We start from the raw sequence: 25890 nt of genomic DNA on the forward strand, positions 1-25890 counted from the left end.
GTGGATTCTCTCGTGCCGCGCGCCTGGGTGTGGCCCCTTCGACGCGCTCGGTAGATGGTCGGGTAGATCGTGGGAGACGGAGTGGTAGACGTGCAGGTCAGGCGGCGGTAGACGGGGCGGTAGACGCCTCCCCGGAGACAGCTGGGGAAGGGGCCAGGTCGGCGCGCCGGACCCCTCTCGTCGGCCCCTTCCCTCGCGCCTTCACCTTGAGGTGGACGGGGACCCCCAGACCCTCCAGGCAGGCGCGCAGATCAGCGATGCCCCAGCCGGCCGTGACGGCCGCGGTGTCGGGCCGCCGCTGAAGGTGGGCGAGGACGGTGGAGAGGTGGACTGCGGAGTCGTCGCCCATCAGCTCCAGCAGCAGTGCGCGGATGGCCTTCCCGGTCGGAGCAGCAGACGGCGCCGCAGAGGCCTTGGTGGCTGGCCTGCCCGCACGCCATGCGGCGAGCACCCACCAGCCGGTGACGACCCACATCAGGTGAGGCACGGCGCGCACGAGGCGGGCCAGCAGGTACCCGCCGAGGGTGAGCAGCGCGATCCGGACGAAGATCCCGAGCGTGCCGCGCCAGCCGGGCAGGTCGTCCCGCCGGCCGCGCGCGCACCACGCTGCCGCTCGTGTGCCGACGCGGCGGGCGTATGCGCGCGAGCCCACGGCCAGGCGGTCCGCGATGCGGGCGAGGCGGGTCACAGGATCCCAGCCCCCTGCACCGCGGCGACCACTCCGTCACCGAGCGCGTTGAGGGCGCCGGGCAGCCACGCGAGCGCGCCGGCCACACCCGCGGTGAGGCACAAGGCGGAGCCGACGTAGGCGCCGCCGACGATCCGGCGGCGGTCTTTCTTCCCAGACTCCTTGTAAGCGAGGACGAGGAGCGTCACGGCAATGACGACGATGGCCGCGCCGGTCGTGCCGAGGCCTACGAGCTGGCCGGTAGTCAGGCTCTGTCCGGAGGCGGTGCCGGTGGCTGCCTGGCTCGTGCGCTCGCCCACACCGTTGCCGACGGTGCCGGAGCGGGAGTGCACCCAGCCGAGGACGCCTCCCGGGCAAGTGGCGGCACAGGCGGCGCCACCGAAGCCCTTCCCGAACGCCGCGAGCTTGGACATCTCCCGGCCGCCGCGGTACCAGGGGTACAGGTTGCAGGTCAGGATGATCAGGGCGAGGAGCAGGCCGCCCAGAGTGAGGGTGGACGTGGCGGTCATCGGTGGACTCCGGTGAGCAGGGCGAAGGGATCCCACCAGCTCAGGACGCCGAAGGCGCCGAGCAGGGCGGTGACGAGGAGGAAGCGGGGGAGGGCGCGGCCGGTGTGCCGGTCCAGGGCCCAGGTCGCGGCGATGGCCACACCGGCGATGACGTAGGCGGCGCCGATGCCGGCCTCGGTCCGGGCCTGGTGGACGGTCCGGGACCAGATACCCACGGGGCTCTGGCCCCCGGCCCACGGCACGAGGGCGGCGAGCAGGGCGACGGCCATCCGCCAGGTGGCGAGGCGATCCCACAGGCGCGCCCACCACGGGGCAGGTTCGGGCTCCGGGTCGGGGATGACGAGCAGGACCTCGTGGACGTGGCGTACCTCGATCGGCGCCGGCGGCGGTGGCGCTGCCGCGGGCGGGGGTGGAGGTGGGGGTATGTGCCAGGGCGGTGATTCGCCGGGCTCGGGCGGCCGAGCGGGCAGCGGGGTGCTGGCCGGGATGACGCGGGTGGGTGTGATCGGCCGCTTCTCAGGGGGCGGCATGGGTGGCTCCTGGTGGCCGAAGGGGCGTGCGCGGAGGGCGCGGAGGTAGGCGCGGGCGCGCAGCTCGTCGCCGTCGGGCGATGGCTGCGCGCTCATCAGGCGTCTTGTGTTGTGGCGTGCTTGCGTGCGCGCATGCGGTCGCGGATGGCCTCGGCCTCGCGGCGCAGCAGATGCCGCGTGACGTCCTCGGGCGGCGCCTTGTAGCAGGTGGCGAGGAGGCGTAGGTCTTGGCCGAGGTCGAGGCTCGCGGGCAGGGTCACGCCCTGCGGGCCGAACGGCTCGGGGACTGCCACATCGGGCGCCTCGTCGGGGTCTGCCGGTGTGGGTGCAGAGGCGGGTGCGTTGTGGAGGTCCCTGCGGACGGTTTCGCGGGAAACACCCAGCTCGTCGGCGATCTCCGTCGGGCTCATGCCGCGGTCGGTGAGGTGCGCGACGACGATCTGTCGCGTCGTACGGGACATGCTCATGGGTCGCTCCAAGAGGGGCCGCCCCCGCGGGGGAATTTCGCGGGGGCGGCCGGTCTGGTGTGGGTCAGTTGTCCCACTCGGTGTGGCGGTCGCCTTGGCGGTCGCGGGCGCGGTCCTGGTCCTCCCAGGCCTGGCCTTCGCGGGCCGTTTTGGTGACGTTCCGGCGGTAGGCGGCGCGGCGCTGCTTGCTCAGGTCCTCGGCAAGCTGCTGATCGTCACCCGGGGCGAGGCTGCGGAGGAATCGCCCGAGGCCCATCAGCGGCGCCCCCTCGGAGCCTCGGCGGCGGCCTTGGCGTGCCACTTCGCGGTCTCGGCCTGTGCGATGGCGGCCTCGGCGCGGGCGGCGCGCTCGGTGGGGGTGCCGTAGTCGCGGCGGGCCAGGGCGTGCAGCTCGGCGACGCGCTCCTCCTCGGTCATCGGCCGGCCGCCTGCCGCGGGAGGGGGTTGGCGGCCAGGTGCGTGCGGAGGGCGCGGCCGGCCTTGGCCTGCGCGGGGTGCCGCAGCGTGCCGCACAGGGCGCAGTCGCGGGCGGTGTGGGGGGTGGGCTGCGGGTCGGGCTGGTCGGTACGCTCCATGGCGGACCTGCTCCTTTGATCGCTTCGGGGTGGGTCCGCCCCCGGCCCGGGATCGCCAAATCAACGGGTCGGGGGCTTTGTTGATCTACGGAAGGGCAGTGACTCCCCGACCGTTGTATGGGGACCGTACAGCGTTGTATGGTCCCCATGCAAGAGTGCCGGGGCGTGCCGCTTCCCGAAGCTGGAGAGGAGCGGGCGTGAGCGACGAGATCGAGGAGGTACAGCGGGTGTCGGAAGCCCTCGAAGACGTCGACCGCATCGCGGATCTTGAGGAGCGGGTGCGCGCGCGGAACCGCGTGATGGCCCTTCAGGCGAAGGTCGTGAAGGACTGGCATGCCGAGCGCCGCGATCTCGTACTCGCCCTGCGCGCGCAGGATCCGCCGGTGACCATGCGGGCCATCGCGACTCGGCTGGAGATGTCGTTGGGCGTGGTGCAGGACATCATCCGAGGGCACACCGGTTCGTGGAAGAACCGGGCCAAAGCAGAGGACGAGGGCTGACGTGCTGCTCGGCTGGCCCCCCGCGCCCTTGTGCGGGGGGCCGGCTGCGTCTACGCCACGGCCCTGACCTGGCTGCTCCAGATGTGCCCGCACTCGGTGCAGCGGGCGACCGGGTCAGCGCCGGCGCCTCCGTGCATCTCGATACGTCCCTCGCAGTCCGGGCACGGGCGGGCGACCATGGCCGTGCGCCCGGTGATATCCAGGGCTCTCTCAACGCGCTCGGCGGCTTCCGCGGCAACGTTGGCGATCAGTCGGCGCTCGCCGTCGGGGAGCGGCCGGAAAGGGCCAGGACGCCCCTCCGCGCGCGCGAGGAGCCACAGTGCGCTGTGCGGTGCGGTGCGTCGGCCGCTGTACCGCCACCGTCGGGGGTCCGCGGAGTCGGCGCGCGCGAGCTGGTCGCGGCGGGCCCGGTCGGCGGCCGGCCACCCGCGCGGAGCGGCGGTCATCGGCGAGCGCTGGACGACGCTCGCGACCTGGTCGGCGGTTGCGGTCAGCGCGGCCTCGACGGTGCGCATGGTGTCGAGGATCGCGATGCGCAGCGGCGGCCGGGTCGCGCCGAGCTGGGCCGGGTCCCGGTCGAGGAACGCTCGGCTGTAGGCGGCCTGCCAGCGCGCGGCTTCGGCCAGCTCCTCGTCGGCCTCGTCGAGGGCGGACAGGTAGTCGGACATGCGGCCGGCGGGCGGCCAGGTGGTGGTGCCGGTGGAGGCCAGGGCGTCGGTGAGGTCGGTCCAGTGCAGGGCGATGGTGCGGAGGTGTGCGGCGGTGGGGCTCATCGTCGTGGCTCCTGTGGTGCGTGGGGCGATACGGTGGGTCCACCTGGGGGCGTGCACCGGTCCGGCCAAGACTGTGGCGCACGCCCCTTCGCGATGCTCAGCGCCAGCACACGGCGCAGGCGTGGCACCGGTTGCCGGGCGCGCACTCGAACGGGGTCGGGCGGCGCCGCGGTTGCTCCTGGGGCTTGCCGTCCTCGTCAAGGAGTCCGGCCTCGCGGAGTGCCTCCAACCCCTTGGTCAGCTCGGCTGCGGCGGCGATGACTGCGGGCGCGACTGCCTCGGCGATCTTCCGGATCTCGGCGGTGACGGTGACCATGCGCTGGAGCTGCTCTCGCTGCTCGTCGGTGAGTGGTTGGAGCTGCGCGACGTAGGCGGCCCAGTCCGGGGGCTCGACGAGGAGCGGGACGAAGCGCCGTTCGTGGATGCCCTTGCCGAGGTGCTCCCAGTAGGCGATCACGAGTCCGTCCGGGCCGTTGTGGATGTCGATGCTGGTGTCGAGCGGGACGGTGGCCGGGTCGATGTCGTTGGCGCGCAGCCAGTCGGCCATCGTGTCTCGCCGGTCGGGGTCGATGAAGTTCATGGTCAGTCCTCCGTGGCGGGCTGTTCGGTGACGGTGACGAGCCGCTCCATCAGCCGGTGCTCCCAACTCGGCTGCTGTCGACGGCGATCCGCGAGCCTCTGCACGGCCTTCGTCTTGCTCTCCCAGGTGGCGTGGATGCCTGACGCCTGCTGCCAGGGCTGGCTGGGGGCGGGGCGGGACTGGATGAAGTAGGTGCGGGTGGTGGGCTGGTGCATGGTCGTCTCCGTGGTCAGTCGCGGCAGGTGGGGCAGCGCTCGCCGTACGTGCAGGTGCAGAGCGGCTCGCCGTCCTCGTCGACGAGACGCTTCACGTCGACGAGCGACTCGGCGCTGAGGTTGGGCTCCTCGGGTGGGCGGATGGCGTGGTGGAGTTCGACGAGGCGCGCGTCCCACCAGCGCGAGACGGACGTGCCGAGCGGCGGGGGCCCGGCTGCGACCCAGCGCTCGGCCATCTCGCGCACACGTTCGCTGGCGGCCTCGGCCTGCTCGGCCCGCAGCCGCAGTGTCGTCGTGCGGCGTTCCAGCAGCCGCTTCGCCTCGACGGTGACGGAGTCTGCGATGTCGGCGAAGCGCATCTCGGCTCCGGCCTGTACCCGGAGGAGCTCGGCTTCGCTGGGGCTCAGGGATTCGCCGCGGCCGACGAGGTCCAGTTGCTTGTGGATGTTGGCTCGGCGAGCGCCGCGCTGCGCGTCGGGGTCGGCCGCCGGGTTATCCGATGCGTACTTGAGCTTGGCGGCACGGATGACCTCTTCGGTGAACTGCTGGTCCTGCTCTGTGAAATGGCCGGAGCCGCGGATGAGGACGGTCTCGCCATCAACGTCGATCGGGCGACAGGTGTCGGGCTCCGTCGGGTCGTGCTCGGTCACGTGGTCTGGTCCTTTCGGGTGCAGGTGACGGGGTCGTGCTCGGCGCCGGCGGATGCCCACCAGGGCTCGCAGCAGGCCGCGTTGAGGGCGTCGCGCACGGTGTCGTCCTGGCGGCGGGTTCGTGCGTCGAGGCGGGCGAGGACGTGGCGGTGCTCGTCGAGGAGCCACGAGGTGTGGACGATGGCGAGGGCGGCGCCGATGGCCGCGGCGGCGAAGAACGCGACGCCGGGCCAGTGGTGCGCCTGGTGGCTCATGAGGGCGCAGCCGAAGAGGCCGACGGCCAGGGCTGCGTACAGGACCCAGAGGGTGTGCGTGGCTCGTCTCACTTGAGCCTCCAGAGGCGGTGTGACCAGTGGGCGAGTGGGAGGCCGGCTGTGATGACGACCAGGAGCACGAAGGCGATGGCGGCGATCACGAGGCGGCTCCGAAAATCGCCCCGTACAGCGCGTCCACGCGCTTTTCCTGCGCGCGGTCGGTGCGGTCGGTGTGGTGGCCTGGCTTCGTGCAGCCGTCGTGTTCGCAGTTGGGCAGCGCGTAGCCCTCTGGCTCGCGGTTGTTGGCGATGCGGTACGCGATGCGGTAGGCGCTGAGGTTGCGGCCGCCGTGGCGCAGCGAGGGGACGCCCGTGCTGTTGCGGGAGCCGGTCCAGTCCATGTGGCCGTCGTCGGTTGGCTTCACGCGCAGCCAGAAGAGGTTCTCTGCGCTGGCTGCGGGCTTCCGGCCGGGCTTGGCCTTGGGGATGCCGAGGTGAGCGCGGGCGGCGGCAACGACCTTGGCGTCCACGTGGAGTTGCCGGACGATGGCCCGATCGGAGTGGCCGTGGTGGAGGAGTTCGGCGACGTCGGCGCGGACCTTCACGACCGTGCTCCTTCCTGCTGAGCCGCGCGCCAGGCCTCGAGGACGCCCTTGGGGATCTGGCCGAAGCTCGGGCACTCGATGCCGTTCTCGTCGGCCCAGGCTCGGACGGTCCGGCTGTCGTAGTCGCGGACGTGGCTGCTCGGCTTCCGCTTGGCCCTTTTCGACGGCGCCAGTTCGGCCTCACGCGCGCGCAGCTCGGCGAGGCGTTTCTCCAGCTGCGCGGCCTCGGTGGTGATGGCGGTCAGTTCCCGGTCGGCGGCGTGGCGCTGACGGAGGCCGGCGAGGGCGGCGCGGGCGCGGGCGGCCTGGTCGCGGATGTCGGGCTCCGGATGGTCGTCGGCCCACGTCAGCAACTGGCCGACGGGCAGTGCTTCGGATTCCCGGAGGCGGACGTCTGCGCCGGCCTTCAGCTGGACGTCGACGATCGGGGCCGGGGCGGTGGGGATGGGCTGGGTCATGGGCTCGCTGGTCCTCTCGTCGGGCCGTTCGTCGGGGATGTGGAGGCGGTTGTGTCGTGCTGCTTCGGGGCCGCCCTGCTCGTCGATCTCGGCCAGGAGGCGGCGTAGGGCTGCGATGGTCATCGGGCCTCCGGCGGTGTGGATCGCGCGGCGTTGGCCTCCGGTGAGGCCGCCCCAGAGTCCGTAGCGGTGGCAGGCGGGCTCGTTGTTGAGGGCGTCGTGGAGGCATTCGGCGCGGACCGGGCAGCCGTTGCAGGTCTGCTGAGCGGAGCCGTATCGGCCGCCCGGGGCGTCGAACCAGCGGTTGGTGTCTTGGCCGCGGCAGGCCGCCCGCGGGCGCCAGTCCGCGGCGTCGCGGGCGGCAGTGGTCACGGCTGCTGCGCCCCGTCGGCCATACGGCGCAGCAGCTCGGCGGCGTCGCCCCGGCCGGGGTCGCACTCGTAGTCCTGCGGCAGGGCGTTGATGGCCTCTGCGGCCTCGCGCAGGACGGCCGCTCGGTGCGCGAGGGCCAGCCGCTCCGGCTCCTGGACTACTACATCGTCCGGCTGCTCGTCGGCCCACAGGATGCGGGTCGCGCCGCCGTGCCCGTGGACGTGCTCAGCGTCCGCCAGGCGGTCCCAGTGGACCGTGGACGGGCGCTCGCCTATCCAGCGCAGGGACACGGTCCCGTCGGGCCACAGGACGCCGTTGGCGACGCGGCCGGTGCCGGAGACGCCGGAGACGTCGTGGTCACGCTGGAGGTGGAACAGCCGCGGCTTCGCGGTCGGCGACTGCTCGGCGAGGTGCGCGCGTACGGCAGCGGTCTCGGCCCGGAACACCTTGCGGGCGAGGCCGTCATACGGATCGGTCATGATCGTTTCTCTCTGTGCGCGATGGCGGGCGGAACCGGATGGACGGCGGGTCAGGTGCTGCTGGTCTGGGTTTCGTGGCGGTCGACAGCGCGCCAGCGGTAGACGGTGCGTTCGGTGACGCCGAGGAGGGCGGCGATTTCTGCGGCTCGGGCGCCGGCGGTGGTGAGTTGGCGGGTGGCGGTGCGGCGTGCGGTGCGGCTGAGGCCGGTGTCGGGGAGGCGGTCTTCTACGACGGCGCGGATGTCGGCGGTGTCGCTCACGGCGTGATGGTGATCTTGGTGAGGGGAACGTTGGCGCCGAGTTGGCGGTACAGCTCCTGGAGGCGGTCGATGGCCTGCCGGTCGCGGCGCTTCAGGGCGCGGCGGGCGGCCATGGTGAGGCCGGTCCAGCAGCCGTGGCAGAGGTATTTACCGGGGCCCTTGGTGCCGTCGGGGCATCCGGGGCAGCGGGTGTGCGTCATGACGGGGTCCTCTCGGGTTCGGCGAGGTGGGGTTCGCAGCGGGCGTGTACGCGGCGGTCGGGGCGCTGCGGGTCGGGCATGATCCGGCGGTTGCAGCCGGGGCAGATGCGCCAGGTGGTGTGGTCGCCTGGGTCTGGTTCGTGGGGCTCCTCTTGATCACCGGAGGGCCCTACTACCTGAGGTTGTGAAGAGACCTCAGCCCCGTCATGGGAACCCCATGGGTAACCCCCTGGGGTGTAAGGGGGGCGGTCCCCTGAACCGGTAGGGGGGCGGTCCCCCTTACTCGGTTCGGGGGCGGCCCCCCGTTCTGACTCTTGGTCAAGAGGCTGATGTTGTGGGGGCGGTCCCCCGTTCTCCTCGGTTTCGAGTTCGGGGGACCGCCCCCCTTTCTCGTCCGCCCACGGAGCGGCCTTCCGCCCGGCCTCTCGCTTCTGCCGGGCCTCCTCCTTCTCGGCCTTCACGGCGTCGAGGTAGGCGGCTGCGGCAGCCCAGTCCGGCGCCGGGATCGGGGCGAGGACGTACAGCACCGAGCGGCCTTTCCGGCGCTCCCCGATCACCGTGACGACCCCCGCCCGGACCGCGGCGTCGAGCCGGTCCCGGGCGTCCTTCTGGTCGCAGCCGGCGGCCTTCGCGATGGCCTGGAGAGAGAACGGCCGCCGGGTGTCGCGGTAGCGCAGGGTGCCGTCCGCGTTGGCGATCGTGCGGAGCGTGTAGAGCAACGTGTGCAGGTTCGACCGCTTCAGGGAGGCCGGCATGTTCGGCATCCACTTCCAGGCGAGGGCGTTGCCGAAGGCGTTCGGCACGCTCCCGCTGGCGCGGTCCTGCAATTCGTCGCTCAACTCAGGCTCTCTCGTGGGTGTTGCGGAACCGATACGGCAAGATCCGGGCGGCGGGGCGGCCGTCGTAGACCGCCCCGCCATGTGGCTACTCGCGGGCGCGGATGTGCTTGAGGGCGCTGTTCGCGAGGCTGGCGGCCGTAGCCAGGAGCTGAGCGACCGAGGACACGTACTCCTCGTCGCTTGACTCCAGGGCGGCGCGGAACAGGGCGATCGTGTTGTCCCTGTCGTCGTTGGCGTAGGCGACGATGAACCGGGTGGCGAACACTTCGGCCGGGTCTGCTTCCGCCGGATCGAGGATCTGCATCGCCCACGAGCCGCCGTGGGCGACGTCCGGCGTCTGGTCGCCGTAGAACTTGACCAGCGCGGCCTTGCCGACCTCGGCGAAGGCGCAGCACGCCCCGTAAACGTCGTGCCACGTCCCGGCCTGGCCGATCTCCAACATGGCGTTGGTGGCGCCCTCGGAGTCGCTGTCCAGCGCGCAGCCGATGGCCCGCATGGTCAGTTCGCACAAGCGGTCGCGGTCCATCAGCGGTCCGCCGATCCGAAGCGGGTCCGCATGCCGCCGCGGGACCGCAGCTTGACGCCGGCCTCCAGCAGCAGCGTGCGGGTGGCGCCGTACGAGCGGCCGATCCGGCGGCCGGTGGACTCGATGGAGCACCCCGCGTCGTACAGCTCGGCGGCCTTGCGGGCTATCCGGTCGCGCTCGGCACCCTTCAACCGGGCGCCCTGGGTGGGGATGTCCAAGGAGACCTCGATCCGCTCGGCGACCGTGCCCGCGCGAGGCCCGCGGTGGATACCGGTCGGCGGCAGGACCCGGTCGAGGAGTCGCAGCAGCGGGCTCATCCGCCGGCCTCCGATCCCTCACGGAGGTCGCGCAGTTCGGCCGCCATCGCCTCGTTCGAGGCCTGGAGGGTGCGGCACTGCTCGTAGAGCGACCGGCGCGCCTCCTCCGCGAGCCCGAGCAGACGCCGGAGTTCACCCTCACCGCGCGTGAGCCGCCCGGGACCGGCGCCCGGGGTCTTCAGCTGCTCCCGCAGGTCGTCGACCTCGCCCGAGAGGCGGACGATGGTGCAGACGTGGCCTTCGGCGTCGGCCAGGGCGGTGTTGCGTTCCTCGAGGGCCCGCTCGTACCGGGCCCTGAGGTCGTCGTACTTGCTGCGGCGGACGGGCATCACGCGTCACCGGCCTTGGCGGTGCGCTCCTGGTAGATCCGCATTCCGAGCGCGTCGAGGGTCTCCTCGTCGCCGTTCTCGTTCGCCACCAGGACGTGCAACATCCGCGCGTTGCCCAGCTCGTAGCTGATCTGCTCCAGGCGGCCGGGAGTCGTGTCCGGGTTGACGATCTCGTCGCGGTAGTCGCTCGCCGACCGCACGGGGGCCTCACCGCGCTCGAAGGTCGAGGCCTCAGGCTCCGGGTCGCCGGTGGGGATCATGCCGGTGTTGAACAGCAGGACCCTCAACGCGAGGGACTGCGCCTTCGCGGTCCCCTTGTCTCCCGAGTCGAGAGACTCGCCTGCCGACTTCAGCAGGGGCAGGCTGTCTCCCTTGGGCCCGAGGATCTGCCAGGTCACAACGACCGTGCATTCCCGCATCGGGTTGCCGCGGCTGGACTTGGTGTCGCGGTACGACGTCTCGATGTCGACGGCCATCACGGTGATGCCGTGGCGAAGGGTGGCCGGGCCGAAGGCGTTGAGGGCGGCCTCGATGCCGCGGAAGTGGTACTTCAGCTTGCCGTTCTCGATGTGCCGATCGCTCTTGGCCACGGCGCGGACGTCGTTGCGCACCCGCAGCCACGCGATGTGCACCGGCACCATGTCGGGTGCGGGGTATGCCTCGTTGGCCTCGAAGTCGAGGTCGGGCAGCGGTTCGCCGGCGGGCGGCGCGGTGTACTTCGGGGTGGCCGGGGTCGCGGGCTGGTCGCCGTAAGCGTGCTGCTCGGCGCGCTCGGTCAGAGACGTCATGCGGTGAACTCCTCGCGCACGTACTTCGGGATGGCGATGCGGTCGTGCGCGACGTCGGCGACGCACGCGCGGTAGGCCTCGGGGAACTCCTCGGCGAGGCGCGACAGATCGGGCGTCTTCCGGAAGGACTGCTCGATCGAGAAGAAGGGCCGGTCCTGCCGTACGGCGGCCTGCGCGGCGCCGAGGGAGCCGAGGAGCTTCGCCTTCGCGGCCTTCTTCCTCGCCTTGCCCTCGCTCTCCAGCGCGGCGGCCTCCATGTACTCCGACATGGCGTCGACGGCATCCAGGTCGCGGTCCAGGACCGTCACGCCGTGGCGGTCGGGGTGCAGCCGGTCGTACAGCTCGATCAGCGCGTCCGCCGGCTCCTCGCCGGACAGCGCGGGAGCCCGTCCAGGGACGATGTGGTCGTGCCACAGCCGCGACGCTTCGGCGTGCAGGTAGGCGACCAACTTCACGTGCTCGTCGCGGCGCACGGTGTACTGCCGGTAGTCCTGGCCGCCGATCAGGCACACCACATGGATGTGGTCGAGGCCGGTGACGAGGATCTGCCACAGCACCTGCGCGAGGACGTCGTCCGGCGGGCCCTGATTCCAGAGCTTCGCGACGAACGCGTTGCGGTTCTTGACCTCGAGCGCGCACAACGACCGCACGGATCGGTCCAGCGGGCACTCGGTGCAAAGCCGGTCCAGGGTGCACATCTCCCAGGCGTCATCGACGTTCGCGATCAGGCCGACCGGTTCGACGACGGTCCGGTTGCGGCGGGCCCAGTCGCGGGCGAGGGGCTCCTCGAAGAGCACGCCGAAGTGGGCGGCCTCGCTGAACTCCTCGTCGTGCGGGAGGCGTCCGCGCTTGTCGTGGAAGACGTGCAGGGGGGTCTTGAAGCCGGACAGGTTCATCACGGCAGGCAGGTCGCTGCTGCCGATGCCCTGTCGGCGGGCGTCGAGCCACACGTCGCGTGCGGCAGTGTGGTCGAGGATGAGCCGGCCGGTCGGGGTGACCGGCCCGGCGGCCGGGGCCTGAGCCCCGGCCTGCACGGTCGTCGTCATCAGGCGGTACCGCCCTTCTGGGCGTCGGCGACGTAGTGGGTGTGGTTGATCTCGATCGCGGTGATCAGGCCCCACGCCGCCAAGTCCCGGAGGTCGCCGCGGGCGTAGTGGCGAATGCGGCCGATCTTCATTCCGGCGTGCGCGGGCATCTGCCTGTAGACCTCGACGGCCTTGTTGACCGTCCACGTGCCGCCGAGGGAGCGGATGGTGTCGAGGAGGTGGGCGACGCGACCGGTCGGCTCGGGAGTGGCGACGGCCGCGGGGCGGCTGCTCTTCTCCACGAGATCGCGCGGGGTCGGGGCGCTCGTCTCCCGCGCGGCGTGCGCGGCGGATTCGTCGGAGACGTGCTCCCACAGCAGGCGCCGCACCTCCGGCAAGGTGTCGTTCTCGCGGACCACCGTGCGGAGCAGGCGGACCAGACCGCGGAGCATCTCCAGCTCCCCGGGGAACAGTTCGGGTGTCGTGCTCACTGCCGCACCTCCGGGAGGTCCCGGCCGACGCGGTAGTCGTGGTGCAGGGGGTTGTCGTGCGGGTCTTCCAGGGCGGCGCGCTGCCCGGCGAGGAGCGTCCTCAGCTTCAGCACCGGCCGGGACACGTCCGGCTCCGGCGCGGGGACGGTCTCCGCGGCCTTCTCCGTCAAGGCGAAGGCGATCGGGTCCTCGTCGACGGTGCGGTCCTTCGCGGCGAGCAGCTGCTCCAGCTCGGCGACGCGGGCCTCGGCGTTCAGCAGGCGACGCAGGACCGGCCCCATCCGCTCACCCATGAAAGAGAGCAGGTTGAAGCAGTACAGGTCCTCCCACGTCGGGTGGTCGTGCTCGCGCACATTGCGGATGGCCTTCACCAAGGAGACGATCAGCCCGGTGGTGGCGGGGCTGGTGTCGCCCAACTGGCGGGCGAGAGCCGAGCGCTCATCGATGGCCAGTTCGGCAGGCGCCGCCGCGACTCGCTCGCGCAGCTGGTCCAGCTCGGCGGCAGTCTCGGGCGACTGGAGCAACTGCGCCGACTCCAGCGCGAATGCGGCCTGCGACGCGAGGTCGTACGCGTCACCGTGCAGCCAAGCGGCCTCGATGACCTTCTTCGCCGCGAGGGCGAGTGGCGAGATCGTCATGCCGCCACCGCCGCGTTCCCATCGGCGTCGAGCAGGGTCCAGGCGACCACGCTCACGCCCTCGAAGTCCCTCGTGGCTTCGAGGTAGACCGAGTTCGTCCGGTCCTCCCGGGTCTCGGTCAGCATCTGGTCGTCCCGGAACTTCCGCAGCCCCGGCACGTCTTGGTGGAAGTAGAAGCGGAGCTGCGGAGCGCCCGGCCTCCACGGGTGCACCAGGACGTCGATGCTCGTCGGAAGCATGTCCGTCTCGCTGATGAGCCGCTCGGCCAGTGACAGAGCCGCCATGTAGTTGCGGCGCTGAAGGCTGATGCCCGTGTCAGCGGACGTCTGGGTAATCTCGGTGGTCACGGTGACCTCTGCTTTCTCTCTGGTGGAGGCGCCGAGTCGCGGGGTCGTCGGGTCGCATCCGGCGGCCCTTCGGCGCGTTCAAGGGGTGGGTAGGTCAGGAGCCCAGCGGGCGGTCCCGCCGGCACTTCCGGCACTTCATGCGGATCGGTGGGTTGCGGTGCTGACACGTCGGGCACTGCCAGCCGAGGAGGCCCCGGGCGCGAGCCCGCACTACGAGCCCTCCAGCAGCCGGACCAGGGACGCGGTGATCACGCGGTGCCGGCCGTCGAGCGGCAGCACCTTCACCGGCGCCTCATTCCGCTTGATCAGGTCGTGCAGGTAGCTCCTGGACACGCCGAGCGCGGTCGCCGCCTTCGGCACGCTGACCGTGGCCGGCCATGAGCGGATGTCGTCGAGGGTCGGGGTGTCGGCGGCCATCAGACGGCACCTGCTTCGTCGGTCGGCTCCGGCGGCATCAGGTCGCCGATCTGGCAGTGCAGGGCCTCGGCGAGCCGCTTGAGGACTCGGGGGGAAGCTCCGCGGTCGCCGCGTTCGAGCCAGGTGACGTACGACGGGTGGATGCCGGCCGACGCCGCCAGTTCCCGCTTGTTCAGGCCCGCCTCGATCCGTCGCCGCCTGAGGCGCTTCGGGTCTTGAGTGGGTGGTGACATGCCTCAAGAGTAGATGAAAGTAGAAGCCAGTCAAGAGTGAAGTAGCGAAAAGTAGAACCTCGTTTGTGAAGGAGTTGTGCGGAGGGGTTCTCGACTTGGGGCCACGCCTGGACTCTGGAACAGTTGACTAAAGTTGACGAAAGTCCACAGGAGTAGAAGGGACTCAGGCCATGGGCTCGCCCGGCACCCCCAAGCCGCCGCCCGAGGCAGATCTCATCCGTCTCGCCCGACAGGCGCGCGGCTTCAGCCCAGAGGAAGCAGCAGAGCGGACCCCAATCCGCATCAAGGGCTTCCGATGGCGCCAGATCGAGAAGGGCTTCAAGGGCAAGGTCGGTGAGTCCGAGCGCGTGATCGGGCTACCGAAGACGATCGCGCACATGGCGTACACGGTCGGCGTCGCACCCAGTCGCCTCATCGAGGCCGGCCGGGAAGACGCTGCTCAGATCCTGCGGGAGATTCAGATTCAGCACGCAGGGCAGGGCGGCCTGCCTGATCCGCTGGACGCCCTGGAGCCCGAGAGGCAGCGCATCATCGTCGACATGCTCGGCCAGCTCGCCCCGCGAGACCGGGGGCCCGCACTGCGCAGACTTGCCGAGCGCGTCGAGGCAGGTGAGCTTGGGGAGGCCGGCGCTCCACCTGCGGAGCCGCCGGCCTCTCCGAGTCCACCTGAGGGGCAAGCTTCACGCACAGGTACATAAAGGTAACAGTTATGTCACGATGCGTGTTCACCTGGTCACCACTGGTCAACTTCTGTCGCATCGTGTGTACCCCGCACCGAAGCGCCGACCAGTGCGGTAACCGAGACCCAAGTCGCAACAGGGGAAAAGGGAATGATCTATTTCATTCTCGCGGCTGGGCTCGGCGCCAACTTCATCGTGATTGCGCTGCTTTTCCGGCGGCTGAGGCGAAACCTCAACCGGCAGCTCAGCGACATGCGTGCCGAGCGCAACAGCGAATGGATACTGCGCGCCCTCCAGGGCGCACCTGACCAGGCCGTACGAGCAGCGAACGGAGCCGCATACGAGCCACCACCCACCGGGCCACAGCCCGTCCGACGCAAACGGCACCTAGGCCTCTACATCGGCGGGCTCACTGCCGCGATGACGGCCCTCAGCGGCGCCGTACGCAAGGTGCTGGAGACGCCCCGGGGGCAGGTGGCAGCGGCGGTCATCGCCGCGGGCGCCGCGGCCGCCATCACGGTGGCGGTCACCACCCAGGACCCGGAGAAGGACAGCGGGCCGCGGTCCTCCGGACCAACGGCAGCCGCGACCGTGACCGTTGCCCCACCCGACACACCCGCACCACCTGCCGAGGGACCGACCGGAACGACCGGACCCCACACCGCTCCGTCGACGACGCGAGCACCGGAGAGCGTTCCCGCCTCCGTCCCCGCCGAGGGCGCCACGGGGGCGTCCGCCGGCGGCCGTACGGCCCCCGCTCCGGGCACGCCCTCGGCTCCAGCACCATCGGGAGGCAGCACCGAGCCGAGCCCGCCTACTGACGGGCCCTCGCCGCCTCCCTCGACTCCCGAGCCACCGACAGAACCCACACCGTCTCCGTCGCCCGGCAGGTCCGGGCTGTGCCTGGATCTGGTCCTCTGGCCTGTCCTGGACCTCACGGCCTGCCTCGCGGGAGGCGGATGACCCCACCCGCCCCAGAGAGAAGGAGACAGTGGCAGAGATCAAGAAGGTCGTGCTCGGTAGCGGCAAGGTCCGCTACCGCACGGTCATCGACATCGGCTACGTGCCCAAGACCGACCCGGCGACCGGCGAGGTGATCACCGACGACGCGACCGGTAAGCCGGTCATGAAGCGGAACCAGCTCACGATCACCAAGGACAAGCGGAAAGACGTCGAGAACGAGGTCGACCGCATCCGCGGACAGATGGCCACAGGGACGTACGTGGCCCCCAGCAAGATGACCGTGGCCGAGTGGCTCGACGAGTGGCTCCGGCTGAAGGCCCGGGACATCGAGGTCACCAGCATTCACGGTTACCGGAACGCGCTGGTCCACGCGTACGAGCGTCTGGGGCACATCCGCCTCCAGGAGTTGACCGAGGACGATGTGCAGGGGTTCGTTGACGCCATCGTGGCCGCGGGGCGGCGCAAGGGCGGCAAGCCCGGCACGCGCCTTGCGGTCTCGACCGCGCAGGGCATCCTCTCGCGGCTGCGGGAGGCCCTCGCGCGGGCGGTCGTACGGAAGCTCGTCGCCACGAACGCTGCCCAGTTCGTGAAGGTCTCCCTCCAGGACCGGAAGACCGATCGGCGCGAGCGGCGACGCGAGAAGCCGTGGACGATGGCCGAGGTACAGCAGTTCATCAAGGGCATCGAAGCCGACCGGTTGTACGCGCCGCTACTGCTGTCGCTGATGGGCCTGCGGCCGGCCGAGGTCTGCGGCATGCGCTGGGAGGACGTTGATCTGAAGCTGGGGACGCTGGAGACGGCCAACACCCGCACCATGATCAACAACAAAACGGTCCTGGAGAAGGACACGAAGACCGAGGCCGGCGAACGGACACTTCCACTGCCGAAATGGGTCTGGGAGGCGCTGCGAAAGTTCCGGGCCCAGCAGGCTCGGGAGAGACTCGCCGCGGGCGAGGGCTACACGGACTCGGGGTACGTCGTCGTCGACGAGCTGGGCGAGGCGCTGAATACTCGGCAACTGCGCGAGCGCCACGCGTACCGGCTGATGGCGGATCTGGGGCTGCGGAAGGTACGGCTGTACGACGCCCGTCATTCCTGCCTGACCTACCTCGCGACCCATGCCGGCGTTCCGGACGTAGTCCTCGCTGCATGGGCGGGCCACACGAACGCGTCGTTCACCAAGGCCAAGTACGTACGGCCGGGCGTAGAGGAGCTGCGGTCTGCCGCCGCCGCGTGGGACACCTTCCACGGTGGCGACACCGCAGAGCCGTGAGAAATTGTGAGACATGATCACGCGAGGATCATCGAAATGCGCCTCTGACCTGCGCCTTTAGATTTCCTCGTACAACCAAGGGACGAGACTACGGGGTCCGCGGCCGCGGTCCGTTCCCGGGGCGGCCGATGGCCGCAAATGTGCGGGTGACGACAAACCCGGCACAACAGCGCTCAACCGTCGCACCGGTGTCCGGCGTCCTCACTCCGCGGCAGGTGTGCGTTCCGCCCCGGTACGGACGTCGATCTCGCGCCAGAACCCGGCCCGGATCGCGTACCGGTCGTGCTCGTCGATCTGGTCGTCCTTGTGCGCGAGCAGCCCGAACCGGGCGGCGTAGCGCAGCAGTTCGCCGTCGATGCGGTGCGGGATGCGCGGGTACATCCCGGACAGCCCCTGGAACTGCACCTGCTCGCCGAGCCGGGCCAGCCAGCGCCGGGCGAAGACCTGTCCCACCTCGTAGGGGTCGCCGCCGACGGTGGTGATGTCCTCCTCGCGGTCCGCCCACCGCTGCTCGGCCGTGGTCAGCTGGGCCAGCGTCGGCATGGCGGCGACCTCCGGCGGCTCGGAGGAGGCGCCGGGCCGGTCCACCCAGCCCTTGTCGGAGGACCAGCGCAGGGTCGCGCTCGGGGGCTGGCGCTCCGGCTGGCTGCCGGGAGCCCGCAGGGCGGCCAGGTCCTTGGGGGTGGGCACGCCCTTGTGGGCCGCGGCGGGCGCCCCGGTGTCGTTCGGCCGGGGGGCGGCCGGGTGCGGCACCTCCTCGGGCGAGCGCTCGGGGGCCGCGGCGAGCGCGGACTCGGGCAGCGGCGCAGAGAGGATCGCGGCGATCTCGGGGCGCGGCACGGGCGGCGGGGCGCAGACCCCGGTCAGCTCCTTGGCCCGTACGGCCTGGGTGATCCAGGCCCGGTCGAGCACCCGCCGCTCGTCGGCCTCGGCGACCAGGTCCTCGGACTGGTTGTAGTCACCGTCGGCGGCCTGCACGGCCCACAGGTGTACGGCGACCCCGTGCTCCTTGGCGGCCATCATGCCCGGCAGCAGATCGCCGTCGCCGGTGACGAGGACGACGTCGGAGCAGGCGCGGTTGCGGGCGAGCTCGGTGAGCTCGGCGTGCATGGCGGCGTCGACGCCCTTCTGGGCCCAGCGGCCGTCGCTGCGGGTGAGGGCGCCGAGCCGGACCGTGACCCGGGGCATCACCCGCAGCCTGCGGTGCTCGGGCTGCGGGACCCGGTCGGGGGCGCCGTCGAACCAGTAGATCCGCAGCAGCGGCTGTTCGGTGTCGGACTCCGCCCGTTCTCGCAGGCCCTGGATGAGGGCGGTGTGGTCGACGGTGATGCGGGACCTGGAGGGCTCTCCGGCGAGGAGGCTGGCCGCGGCCCCCAGCAGATAGCCGGCGTCCACCAGGACGATGCAGCGGTCCACGCGACTCACCCTCTTCCCGGGAGGTTTGCTTCGGGCTTCCTTCGAGTCTGCCCGACCGTGGGGAGGTTAACGGCCCGAACTCGATCTTCGGCGTGGCGTTTGCGGAGATCGCCGCGCCACCCCTCCTGTCACACACGGTAATTATCCGAAATGCGCTCCTTGTCAGCCTATGTGAATCTGGTCCCGGCCCTGGCCCCTAGATCCCCCGCAGGAGGCAGCACCATGGCCAAGAACAAGAAGCAGGAGCGGAAGCAGCCGCAGTCCGAGCGCTCGGAGCAGTCCGCCCAGCAGTCCTCGATGGAATCGCAGGCCGAGCAGCGGATCTCGCAGGTGACGCCGGGCGACCTCGCGCGCAAGGGCCGCCAGAAGCGCTTCGGTCACAACTGACGTCCGCACAGGGCCGGGCTCTTGGAGCCCGGACACACGCAGAGGGGTGCACCCGAGCCGGGTGCGCCCCTCTTGTGCGTGTCGCGTCAGTCCGCGTCCGGTGTGTCAGCCCGCCAGGCAGGACGGGCCGAGCAGCACTTTCAGGTCGCCGAACAGCGCGGGATCCGGCTTCACCCGGTGCCGGTCGAGCCGCAGCACGGTGGTCCTGGTCGGCCCCTGGAGCTTGATCCGCACCTCGCTGTCCCCCTTGTGGTGCTGGAGGATCTCGCCGAGGCGGCTGATCATCGGCGGGGTGACCCGGGTCGCCGGGATGGTGAGCACCACGGGCGCGTTGGTGCCCGCGTTCGACAGGTCGGGGACCATCAGCTCCATCGCGACCAGCCGCGGGACGTCCTCGCGCTTGTCGAGCCGGCCCTTGACGAACACCACGGCGTCCTCGACGAGTTGGGTCGAGATCAGCTGGTAGGTGGCCGGGAAGAACATGCACTCGATGGAACCGGCGAGGTCCTCCACGGTGGCGATCGCCCACGCGTTGCCCTGCTTGGTCATCTTGCGCTGGAGGCCGGAGATGATGCCGCCGATGGTGACCACCGCGCCGTCGCCGAAGTCACCGCCGGTGAGCTGGGAGATACCCGCGTCGGCCTTGTCGGACAGCACGTGCTCCAGACCGAAGAGCGGGTGGTCGGAGACGTACAGACCGAGCATCTCCCGCTCCTGGGCGAGCAGATACGTCTTCTCCCACTCGTCGGTGGTGAACTCCACGTCGAGCCCGAAGCCCGGCTCGCTGGTGTCGGCGTCGCCCATGCCGCCGAAGAGGTCGAACTGGCCCTCGGCCTCCTTGCGCTTGACCGCGACCACGTTGTCGATCATCGGCTCGAAGTGCGCGGTGAGGCCCTTGCGGGTGTGCCCGAGGGCGTCGAACGCGCCGGCCTTGATGAGGGACTCGGTGGTCCGCTTGTTGCAGGCGGCGGCCTCGACCTTGTCCAGGTAGTCCGGGAAGGAGGCGTACTTCCCCTTCGCCTTGCGGGACCTGATGATCGAGTCGACCACGTTCGTACCGACGTTGCGCACCGCCTCCAGGCCGAAGAGGATCACGTCGTCGCCCTGGGCGGCGAAGTTGTGCACCGACTCGTTCACGTTCGGCGGGAGCACCTTGATGCCCATCCGGCGGCACTCGTTGAGGTAGATCGCCGACTTGTCCTTGTCGTCCTTGACCGAGGTGAGCAGCGCGGCCATGTACTCGGCGGGGTGGTTCGCCTTGAGGTAGGCGGTCCAGTACGAGACCAGGCCGTACGCGGCGGAGTGCGCCTTGTTGAACGCGTAGCCGGCGAAGGGGACCAGGACGTCCCACAGGGACTGGATGGCCTCGTCGCTGAAGCCCTTGTCGCGCGCGCCCTTCTGGAAGAGGACGAAGTTCTTCGCCAGTTCGTCGGGCTTCTTCTTGCCCATCACGCGGCGCAGGATGTCGGCCTCGCCGAGCGAGTAGCCCGCGATGATCTGGGCGGCCTTCTGCACCTGCTCCTGGTAGACGATCAGGCCGTAGGTGACGGCGAGAACCTCTTCCAGGGGCTCCTCCAGCTCCTTGTGGATCGGGGTGATCTCCTGGAGCTTGTTCTTGCGCAGCGCGTAGTTGGTGTGCGAGTCCATGCCCATCGGGCCCGGACGGTAGAGCGCCGAGACGGCGGAGATGTCCTCGAAGTTGTCGGGCTTCATCAGGCGCAGCAGCGAGCGCATGGGGCCGCCGTCGAACTGGAAGACGCCGAGGGTGTCGCCGCGCTGGAGGAGTTCGAACGTCGTCGGGTCGTCGAGCGGCAGGGCCAGCAGGTCGAGGTCGACGCCCTTGTTGGACTTCACCATCTTGACGGCGTCGTCCATGATCGTCAGGTTGCGCAGGCCGAGGAAGTCCATCTTCAGCAGGCCGAGCGACTCGCACTGCGGGTAGTCCCACTGTGTGATGGTCACGCCGTCGGTGTGCCGCACCCAGATCGGGGCGTGGTCGACGATCGGCTCGCTGGACATGATCACGCCGGCCGCGTGCACACCCATCTGCCGGACCAGGCCCTCGACGCCCTTCGCGGTGTCGATGACCTTCTTCACGTCCGGCTCGTTCTCGTACATCCCCCGGATCTCGCCCGCCTCCGAGTAGCGCGGGTGGGAGGGGTCGGTGATGCCGTTGAGGTCGATGCCCTTGCCGAGGACGTCGGCGGGCATCGCCTTGGTGAGACGGTCGCCCATCGCGTACGGGTAACCCAGCACCCGCGCGGAGTCCTTGATGGCGTTCTTCGCCTTGATCTTGCCGTAGGTACCGATCATGGCGACCTTGTCGGCGCCGTACTTCTCGGTCACGTACCTGATCACCTCGACGCGCCGACGCTCGTCGAAGTCGATGTCGACGTCGGGCATGGAGACGCGCTCGGGGTTGAGGAACCGCTCGAAGATCAGCCCGTGCGGGATCGGGTCGAGGTCGGTGATGCCCATGGCGTAGGCGACGATCGAGCCGGCCGCGGAGCCGCGGCCGGGGCCGACCGCGATGCCGTTGTTCTTGGCCCACATGATGAAGTCGGCGACCACGAGGAAGTAGCCCGGGAACCCCATCTGGATGATGACGTCCATCTCGTACTCCGCCTGCTTCTGGCGGTCGTCGGGGACGTTGCCGTTGAAGCGGCGCTCCATGCCGCGCCGGACCTCTTCCTTGAACCAGGTGATCTCTGTGAAGCCCTCGGGGATGTCGAACTTCGGCATGAGGTTCTTGGCCTCGAACATGCCGGCGGTGTCGACCATCTCGGCGACCAGGAGGGTGTTGGCGCAGCCCTCCTGCCAGGCGTCCGAGGAGTCGACGGCGTACATCTCGTCGGTGGACTTGAGGTAGTAGCCGGTGCCGTCGAACTTGAAGCGGTCCGGGTCGGAGAGGTTCTTGCCGGTCTGGATGCACAGCAGGGCGTCGTGGGCGGTCGCCTCGTGCGCGTACGTGTAGTGCGAGTCGTTGGTCACCAGAGGCGGGATGCCGAGCTTCTTGCCGATCTCCAGGAGGCCGTCGCGGACCCGGTGCTCGATCTCGATGCCGTGGTCCATCAGCTCCAGGAAGTAGCGGTCCTTGCCGAAGATGTCCTGGTAGTCGGCGGCCGCCTTCAGTGCCTCGTCGTACTGGCCGAGGCGCAGCCGGGTCTGGAGCTCGCCGGAGGGGCAGCCGGTGGAGGCCACGATCCCCTCGGACCACTGGGAGATCGTCTCCTTGTCCATCCGGGGCCACTTCTGGAGCCAACCCTCGGCGTAGGCGTCCGAGGAGAGCCGGAAGAGGTTGTGCAGGCCGGTCTTGTTCACCGCCCACATCGTCTTGTGGGTGTAACCGCCGGAACCGGAGACGTCGTCCCGCTTCTGGTGCGGCTGGCCCCACTGGATCTTCCGCTTGTTGCGCCGGGACTCGGGGGCGACGTACGCCTCGATCCCGATGATCGGTGTGACCCCGGCCTTCTTCGCCGTGTGGAAGAAGTCGTACGCCCCGTGGAGGTTGCCGTGGTCCGACATCGCGATGTGGGTCATGCCCATCTCGTTGCACGCGTCGAACATGTCCTTGAGCCGCGCGGCACCGTCCAGCAGCGAGTACTGGGTGTGGACGTGCAGGTGCGTGAACGGCGGCTTTGACACGGCGTGACCTCCATGGAAAACACTGGGTGACGGGGTGGCGGACACTTCTCGGAACAGCGTCGAAGTCTATGCCTGGGCACTGACACTCCGGCGCCCGCCCCGCGTACCTTCACAACGAGGAACACGGGCACTTTCGCCCGGCTCCGCCCGTTGGAGACGACAGAAACGCTGTCGTACACATGCACCAGGAGGCACCCCGCGATGTCGGTCCCGCAGCTCAACGACGAGCAACGCGGCGAGGAGATCCTCGCCGTCTTCGACACCGCCTTCGGCGAGCTCCTGGCCGCCGACCCGGCCGCGTTCCGCGTGAAGTTCCGGAAGATGGCGGCCTCGGCCTTCGCCTTCTACCGCGGCACGGCCGGGCTGTACTACCACGACCTGGACGCCGACAAGCGGGGCGGCCCGTTCCTGGACGAGCGCACCTCGCGCGTGTGGATCCACGGCGACCTGCACGCCGAGAACTTCGGCACGTACATGGATTCGAACGGCCGGCTGGTCTTCAACGTCAACGACTTCGACGAGGCGTACGTCGGCCCCTTCACCTGGGACCTCAAGCGCTTCGCCGCCTCCATCGCGCTCATCGGGTACGCCAAGGCGCTCAGCGACGAGCAGATCACCGAGCTGGTCACGATCTACGCGGCGGCCTACCGCGAGCGGGTGCACGCGCTGGCGACGGGCGCCAAGAGCGACGAGGTCCCGCCCTTCACCCTGGACACGGCCGACGGCCCGCTGCTCGGCGCCCTGCGGGTGGCCCGCTCGCTGACCCGCTTCGGACTCCTGGAGTCGATGACCGAGATCCGCGACTTCGAGCGCCGCTTCGCTCCGGGCGGCGGCTCCATCGAGCTGGACGCGGCCACCCGGTACAAGGTGCTGGCAGCCTTCGACGGCTACCTGGAGACCCTCCCGGAGACCTCCCTGACCCGCCCCGACTCCTACCGCGTGAAGGACGTCGTCGGCCGCCGCGGCATCGGCATCGGCTCGGCGGGCCTGCCGTCGTACAACATCCTCCTGGAGGGCCACAGCGACGCCCTGGAGAACGACGTGGTGATCTACGTCAAGCAGGCCCAGACCCCGGCCGTCTCCCGGCACATCACGGAAGCCGCGATCAGCGACTACTTCCAGCACGAGGGCCACCGCACGGTGATCTCCCAGCGCGCGCTCCAGGCCCACGCCGACCCGTGGCTCGGCTGGACCGAGCTGGACGGCTCGGGCCAGCTGGTCGCCGAGGTCTCGCCGTACGCGGTCGACCTCGACTGGGGCGACATCGACGACCCGGAGGAGATCGCCGCGGTCGTCGCCGACCTCGGCCGGGCCACGGCGACCATGCACGCGGCGGCGGACGACACCTCCGGCGAGTCGCTGGTGCCGTTCTCCACCGAGCGGGCCATCGACGCGGCGATCGCGGGCGACGAGGACGGCTTCGCGCCGCTGCTCGTGGAGTTCGCCCACACCTACGGCGCACGCGCGCGTGCGGACCACCAGATCTTCGTCGACCTGTTCCGCAACGGCCGGATCCCGGGTCTGTGACGCGGGAGGCGCCCGTGGGGATCGTGACGGGGTCCACAGGAACCCTTTAGCAGTCCCTTACCGCACTCCGTGACACACTCTCTCCGCTATGGACATATCAGGGACCCCGTTCAGAGTCGTACGCGCGGCGCTGTTCACGGCACTCGTCGTGACACTCGGCACCGCGTCGCACGTGCTGCTGTCCGGGGTCCCGCTGCCACTGGCCACGGTGGCCGCCGCGACCGCCGGCGTCTTCGCCGTCGCCTACGCGCTGGCGGGCCGCCGCGAACGCGGCCTCGGCCGGATCGCCGCGCTGCTGATCCCGCTGGAGCTGGCCGTCGACACGGTCTTCACCACCGGCCAGCACGCCTGTTACGGCCGCGCGGGCGGCCCGGTCGCGGGCCCCCTGCGCGCGGTCGGCCTCGACGTGCTGTGCGCCGGCGAGGTCGGCTCCCCGCTGGCCCGTATGACCGGCACCACCACCCCGGACCCCGCCGCGGCCCTGGTCGCGAACGCCGACCCGCAGGCCGCCTGGCTCCTCCTCGCCGCCCACATCGGCATCGGCCTCCTGGCCGCCGGCTGGCTCCGCCGCGGCGAACGCGCCCTGGCCCAGCTCCTGGCCGCCGCCGCGGCGACGACGTTCCGCCCCCTGCTCCTCGCAGTGGCCGCGGTGACGGCGGCCCCGGCCCCGCGCGCACACCGCCTCCCGCGTCCCGCGCACCGCGCGACGCCGACCCGCGACCTCCTCCTCCGCCACACGCTGGCCCGCAGAGGCCCCCCGGCCTTCGCTTCCGCCTGACCGACGAGGCAGGCACTCGCACCTCGAAGGCCGCGGTGCGGCAGCGCCGACAGGGGCGCGGGGAACTGCGCGACAAGCCACAACGCACCCGCACCCCGAACACCACGGCGCGGCAGCACCCACAGGGGCGCGGGGAACTGCGCGACAAGCCACAACGCACCCGCAGCAGTCGCAGCAGCCGAGCCACCCCTCCCCCGGCCACGCCACAGCCGCCGGCACAGGCACAGGCACCGGCACCGGCACGCCCCGGCACGAACAAAGACGCAGCACGCCCCGGCAAGGGGCACGTCCCCACACGGAGTCAAGAGATGAGCAAGCGAAACACCCAGGCAGCCAAGAGCGCCGCCCGCGAACGCCTCCGCCAGGAACGCGAGCGCGACGCGAGGCGCGCGAAGACCAAGCGCCAACTCGTGGTCGCCGGCACGGTCGTCGCCGTACTGGCCGCCGCCGGCGGCATAGGCTACGCCGTCGTCGAGGCCAACAAGCCCGGCCACTGGGAAGCCGAGGTGGACGCGAAGGTCGTCGCCCCGGCCAACACCACCGGCACCGACGGCACGACGGTCGTCATCGGCAAGTCCACCGCGAAGAAGACCCTCAAGATCTACGAGGACCCGCGCTGCCCGGTCTGCGCGTCCTTCGAGCAGACGGTCGGCTCGACGGTCGACAAGGACGTCGCCGACGGCAAGTTCAAGATCCAGTACATCGGCGGCACCTTCCTCGACGGCGACTCGCTCGGCGACGGCGATATCGGCAGCCGGGGCGAGGGCTCGAAGAACGCGATGAGCGCCATGGGCGCCGCCCTGAACGTCAGCACGGACGCCTTCCTCCAGTACAAGACGGCGCTGTACTCGGCGAAGTGGCACCCGGAGGAGACCGACGACAAGTTCAAGGACGACAGCTACCTGATCGAGGTCGCGGACACCGTCCCGGCGCTGAAGGGCAACGCAAAGTTCCAGAACGCCGTCAACAACGGCACGTACGACGCCTGGGCGCTCGCGATGTCGAAGACCTTCGACACCAACAAGGACGAGGTCACCGGCACCCCGAGCTTCGTCATGGACGGCAAGATGCTCACCACGTCCGGGGGCAACCCCCCGATGACGGTGGCGGACTTCAACACCGCCGTGGACGCGGCGCTCAAGGCCTGAGCCGAGGAC

At 70.5% G+C, this 25890-nt stretch carries 38 protein-coding genes; 7 read left to right on the plus strand and 31 right to left on the minus strand.

Translation table 11 applies throughout. From position 1 onward, the window contains the following. Positions 1–97 precede the first annotated feature (97 nt). The 7 genes from ACIQAC_RS01330 to ACIQAC_RS01360 all read right to left on the minus strand — a co-directional run bounded on the left by ACIQAC_RS01330 (position 98) and on the right by ACIQAC_RS01360 (position 2769). Positions 98–688 carry a hypothetical protein gene (locus ACIQAC_RS01330; protein ID WP_402185910.1) on the minus strand — a complete coding sequence of 197 codons (591 nt, stop codon included), beginning with the start codon at positions 686–688 and terminating at the stop codon, positions 98–100. Then, entirely contained in the window at positions 685–1197 is a 513-nt protein-coding gene (locus ACIQAC_RS01335) for a hypothetical protein (RefSeq protein ID WP_402185911.1), read from the minus strand. Before ACIQAC_RS01335 ends, ACIQAC_RS01330 begins: the two co-directional genes overlap by 4 nt. Then, on the minus strand, positions 1194–1823 hold the full coding sequence (locus tag ACIQAC_RS01340; protein ID WP_402185913.1) for a hypothetical protein: 630 nt from the start codon (positions 1821–1823) through the stop codon (positions 1194–1196). Before ACIQAC_RS01340 ends, ACIQAC_RS01335 begins: the two co-directional genes overlap by 4 nt. Next, positions 1823–2194 carry a helix-turn-helix domain-containing protein gene (locus tag ACIQAC_RS01345; RefSeq protein ID WP_402185914.1) on the minus strand — a complete coding sequence of 124 codons (372 nt, stop codon included), beginning with the start codon at positions 2192–2194 and terminating at the stop codon, positions 1823–1825. Before ACIQAC_RS01345 ends, ACIQAC_RS01340 begins: the two co-directional genes overlap by 1 nt. Positions 2195–2258: 64 nt before the next feature. Continuing rightward, positions 2259–2450, minus strand: a complete 192-nt coding sequence (locus tag ACIQAC_RS01350) for a hypothetical protein (RefSeq protein WP_402185916.1) — start codon at positions 2448–2450, stop codon at positions 2259–2261. Further along, positions 2450–2611 carry a hypothetical protein gene (locus ACIQAC_RS01355; RefSeq protein WP_402185917.1) on the minus strand — a complete coding sequence of 54 codons (162 nt, stop codon included), beginning with the start codon at positions 2609–2611 and terminating at the stop codon, positions 2450–2452. Before ACIQAC_RS01355 ends, ACIQAC_RS01350 begins: the two co-directional genes overlap by 1 nt. After that, complete coding sequence (locus tag ACIQAC_RS01360; RefSeq protein ID WP_402185919.1) at positions 2608–2769, minus strand: hypothetical protein; 162 nt, start codon at positions 2767–2769, stop codon at positions 2608–2610. The genes ACIQAC_RS01355 and ACIQAC_RS01360 overlap by 4 nt, the downstream gene beginning before the upstream one ends. A 197-nt stretch (positions 2770–2966) precedes the next feature. Between ACIQAC_RS01360 and ACIQAC_RS01365 the strand changes: the two genes are divergently transcribed. Continuing rightward, the gene (locus tag ACIQAC_RS01365; RefSeq protein WP_402185920.1) at positions 2967–3269 is read left to right on the plus strand and encodes a hypothetical protein; all 303 of its coding nucleotides are present in this window, start codon (positions 2967–2969) and stop codon (positions 3267–3269) included. Between the two features lie 50 nt (positions 3270–3319). Here the strand turns inward: ACIQAC_RS01365 and ACIQAC_RS01370 are convergent, their stop codons facing one another. The 21 genes from ACIQAC_RS01370 to ACIQAC_RS01470 form a co-directional block, all read right to left on the minus strand. Beyond that, positions 3320–4042 carry a hypothetical protein gene (locus ACIQAC_RS01370; protein ID WP_402185921.1) on the minus strand — a complete coding sequence of 241 codons (723 nt, stop codon included), beginning with the start codon at positions 4040–4042 and terminating at the stop codon, positions 3320–3322. 97 nt (positions 4043–4139) lie between these two features. After that, the gene (locus ACIQAC_RS01375) at positions 4140–4622 is read right to left on the minus strand and encodes a hypothetical protein (protein ID WP_402185923.1); all 483 of its coding nucleotides are present in this window, start codon (positions 4620–4622) and stop codon (positions 4140–4142) included. Positions 4623–4624: 2 nt separating this feature from the next. Then, positions 4625–4837 (minus strand): hypothetical protein, encoded by a 213-nt coding sequence (locus tag ACIQAC_RS01380; RefSeq protein ID WP_402185924.1) that lies wholly within the window; start codon positions 4835–4837, stop codon positions 4625–4627. Between the two features lie 14 nt (positions 4838–4851). After that, a complete protein-coding gene (locus ACIQAC_RS01385) occupies positions 4852–5487 on the minus strand; it encodes a hypothetical protein (RefSeq protein WP_402185926.1) in 636 nt (211 codons plus the stop codon). Further along, a complete protein-coding gene (locus tag ACIQAC_RS01390; RefSeq protein WP_402185928.1) occupies positions 5484–5813 on the minus strand; it encodes a hypothetical protein in 330 nt (109 codons plus the stop codon). The genes ACIQAC_RS01385 and ACIQAC_RS01390 overlap by 4 nt, the downstream gene beginning before the upstream one ends. 85 nt (positions 5814–5898) lie before the next feature. Then, positions 5899–6345 (minus strand): hypothetical protein, encoded by a 447-nt coding sequence (locus ACIQAC_RS01395; protein ID WP_402185929.1) that lies wholly within the window; start codon positions 6343–6345, stop codon positions 5899–5901. Then, a complete protein-coding gene (locus ACIQAC_RS01400) occupies positions 6342–7175 on the minus strand; it encodes a histone-like nucleoid-structuring protein Lsr2 (RefSeq protein ID WP_402185931.1) in 834 nt (277 codons plus the stop codon). The genes ACIQAC_RS01395 and ACIQAC_RS01400 overlap by 4 nt, the downstream gene beginning before the upstream one ends. Continuing rightward, positions 7172–7654, minus strand: a complete 483-nt coding sequence (locus ACIQAC_RS01405; RefSeq protein ID WP_402185932.1) for a hypothetical protein — start codon at positions 7652–7654, stop codon at positions 7172–7174. Before ACIQAC_RS01405 ends, ACIQAC_RS01400 begins: the two co-directional genes overlap by 4 nt. Positions 7655–7704: 50 nt before the next feature. Beyond that, on the minus strand, positions 7705–7914 hold the full coding sequence (locus ACIQAC_RS01410; RefSeq protein WP_402185934.1) for a helix-turn-helix domain-containing protein: 210 nt from the start codon (positions 7912–7914) through the stop codon (positions 7705–7707). Continuing rightward, complete coding sequence (locus ACIQAC_RS01415; RefSeq protein ID WP_402185935.1) at positions 7911–8114, minus strand: hypothetical protein; 204 nt, start codon at positions 8112–8114, stop codon at positions 7911–7913. Before ACIQAC_RS01415 ends, ACIQAC_RS01410 begins: the two co-directional genes overlap by 4 nt. Beyond that, a complete protein-coding gene (locus ACIQAC_RS01420) occupies positions 8111–8953 on the minus strand; it encodes a hypothetical protein (protein WP_402185937.1) in 843 nt (280 codons plus the stop codon). Before ACIQAC_RS01420 ends, ACIQAC_RS01415 begins: the two co-directional genes overlap by 4 nt. A gap of 85 nt (positions 8954–9038) precedes the next feature. Continuing rightward, a complete protein-coding gene (locus ACIQAC_RS01425) occupies positions 9039–9479 on the minus strand; it encodes a hypothetical protein (protein WP_402185938.1) in 441 nt (146 codons plus the stop codon). Then, positions 9479–9796 (minus strand): helix-turn-helix domain-containing protein, encoded by a 318-nt coding sequence (locus ACIQAC_RS01430; protein WP_402185939.1) that lies wholly within the window; start codon positions 9794–9796, stop codon positions 9479–9481. The genes ACIQAC_RS01425 and ACIQAC_RS01430 overlap by 1 nt, the downstream gene beginning before the upstream one ends. Beyond that, a complete protein-coding gene (locus tag ACIQAC_RS01435) occupies positions 9793–10125 on the minus strand; it encodes a hypothetical protein (RefSeq protein WP_402185940.1) in 333 nt (110 codons plus the stop codon). The genes ACIQAC_RS01430 and ACIQAC_RS01435 overlap by 4 nt, the downstream gene beginning before the upstream one ends. Next, the gene (locus ACIQAC_RS01440; protein ID WP_402185942.1) at positions 10125–10913 is read right to left on the minus strand and encodes an ERF family protein; all 789 of its coding nucleotides are present in this window, start codon (positions 10911–10913) and stop codon (positions 10125–10127) included. Before ACIQAC_RS01440 ends, ACIQAC_RS01435 begins: the two co-directional genes overlap by 1 nt. Continuing rightward, on the minus strand, positions 10910–11959 hold the full coding sequence (locus ACIQAC_RS01445) for a YqaJ viral recombinase family protein (protein WP_402185943.1): 1050 nt from the start codon (positions 11957–11959) through the stop codon (positions 10910–10912). Before ACIQAC_RS01445 ends, ACIQAC_RS01440 begins: the two co-directional genes overlap by 4 nt. Then, on the minus strand, positions 11959–12429 hold the full coding sequence (locus tag ACIQAC_RS01450) for a hypothetical protein (RefSeq protein ID WP_402185945.1): 471 nt from the start codon (positions 12427–12429) through the stop codon (positions 11959–11961). The genes ACIQAC_RS01445 and ACIQAC_RS01450 overlap by 1 nt, the downstream gene beginning before the upstream one ends. Further along, a complete protein-coding gene (locus ACIQAC_RS01455; RefSeq protein ID WP_402185946.1) occupies positions 12426–13067 on the minus strand; it encodes a hypothetical protein in 642 nt (213 codons plus the stop codon). Before ACIQAC_RS01455 ends, ACIQAC_RS01450 begins: the two co-directional genes overlap by 4 nt. Next, positions 13064–13414: a hypothetical protein gene (locus ACIQAC_RS01460; RefSeq protein ID WP_402185948.1), complete on the minus strand. Its 351-nt coding sequence runs from the start codon at positions 13412–13414 to the stop codon at positions 13064–13066. The genes ACIQAC_RS01455 and ACIQAC_RS01460 overlap by 4 nt, the downstream gene beginning before the upstream one ends. A 210-nt stretch (positions 13415–13624) precedes the next feature. After that, the gene (locus ACIQAC_RS01465; RefSeq protein WP_402185950.1) at positions 13625–13831 is read right to left on the minus strand and encodes a DNA-binding protein; all 207 of its coding nucleotides are present in this window, start codon (positions 13829–13831) and stop codon (positions 13625–13627) included. Further along, on the minus strand, positions 13831–14064 hold the full coding sequence (locus ACIQAC_RS01470; RefSeq protein WP_402185951.1) for a helix-turn-helix domain-containing protein: 234 nt from the start codon (positions 14062–14064) through the stop codon (positions 13831–13833). The genes ACIQAC_RS01465 and ACIQAC_RS01470 overlap by 1 nt, the downstream gene beginning before the upstream one ends. Positions 14065–14234: 170 nt before the next feature. On the opposite strand from ACIQAC_RS01470, the gene ACIQAC_RS01475 reads away from it, so the two are divergent. Beyond that, positions 14235–14762 (plus strand): hypothetical protein, encoded by a 528-nt coding sequence (locus tag ACIQAC_RS01475; RefSeq protein ID WP_402185953.1) that lies wholly within the window; start codon positions 14235–14237, stop codon positions 14760–14762. A 377-nt stretch (positions 14763–15139) separates the two neighbouring features. Here ACIQAC_RS01475 and ACIQAC_RS01480 read toward each other — a convergent pair whose 3' ends face one another. Beyond that, entirely contained in the window at positions 15140–15511 is a 372-nt protein-coding gene (locus tag ACIQAC_RS01480; RefSeq protein ID WP_402185954.1) for a hypothetical protein, read from the minus strand. A gap of 224 nt (positions 15512–15735) precedes the next feature. Here ACIQAC_RS01480 and xerC point away from each other — a divergent pair, with 224 nt between their 5' ends. Next, positions 15736–16980, plus strand: a complete 1245-nt coding sequence (xerC, locus tag ACIQAC_RS01485; RefSeq protein WP_402185956.1) for a tyrosine recombinase XerC — start codon at positions 15736–15738, stop codon at positions 16978–16980. 201 nt (positions 16981–17181) lie between these two features. Here xerC and ACIQAC_RS01490 read toward each other — a convergent pair whose 3' ends face one another. Further along, complete coding sequence (locus ACIQAC_RS01490) at positions 17182–18396, minus strand: NYN domain-containing protein (protein ID WP_402185958.1); 1215 nt, start codon at positions 18394–18396, stop codon at positions 17182–17184. A 222-nt stretch (positions 18397–18618) separates the two neighbouring features. On the opposite strand from ACIQAC_RS01490, the gene ACIQAC_RS01495 reads away from it, so the two are divergent. Further along, positions 18619–18783 carry a hypothetical protein gene (locus tag ACIQAC_RS01495; RefSeq protein WP_402185959.1) on the plus strand — a complete coding sequence of 55 codons (165 nt, stop codon included), beginning with the start codon at positions 18619–18621 and terminating at the stop codon, positions 18781–18783. A 105-nt stretch (positions 18784–18888) separates the two neighbouring features. On the opposite strand, the gene dnaE is transcribed toward ACIQAC_RS01495, so the two are convergent. Further along, entirely contained in the window at positions 18889–22428 is a 3540-nt protein-coding gene (gene dnaE / locus ACIQAC_RS01500) for a DNA polymerase III subunit alpha (protein WP_402185961.1), read from the minus strand. Positions 22429–22629: 201 nt separating this feature from the next. Here dnaE and ACIQAC_RS01505 point away from each other — a divergent pair, with 201 nt between their 5' ends. From ACIQAC_RS01505 to ACIQAC_RS01515, 3 genes are all read left to right on the plus strand, one after another. Then, positions 22630–23955, plus strand: coding sequence for a DUF2252 domain-containing protein (locus tag ACIQAC_RS01505; protein WP_402185962.1), 1326 nt, complete (start codon positions 22630–22632; stop codon positions 23953–23955). A gap of 88 nt (positions 23956–24043) precedes the next feature. After that, positions 24044–24733 (plus strand): hypothetical protein, encoded by a 690-nt coding sequence (locus ACIQAC_RS01510; RefSeq protein ID WP_402185964.1) that lies wholly within the window; start codon positions 24044–24046, stop codon positions 24731–24733. 308 nt (positions 24734–25041) lie between these two features. Further along, on the plus strand, positions 25042–25881 hold the full coding sequence (locus ACIQAC_RS01515) for a thioredoxin domain-containing protein (RefSeq protein WP_402185965.1): 840 nt from the start codon (positions 25042–25044) through the stop codon (positions 25879–25881). Positions 25882–25890 lie beyond the last annotated feature (9 nt).

Source organism: Streptomyces sp. NPDC088387, assembly GCF_044753385.1.
In the GTDB taxonomy this organism is placed as follows: domain Bacteria; phylum Actinomycetota; class Actinomycetes; order Streptomycetales; family Streptomycetaceae; genus Streptomyces.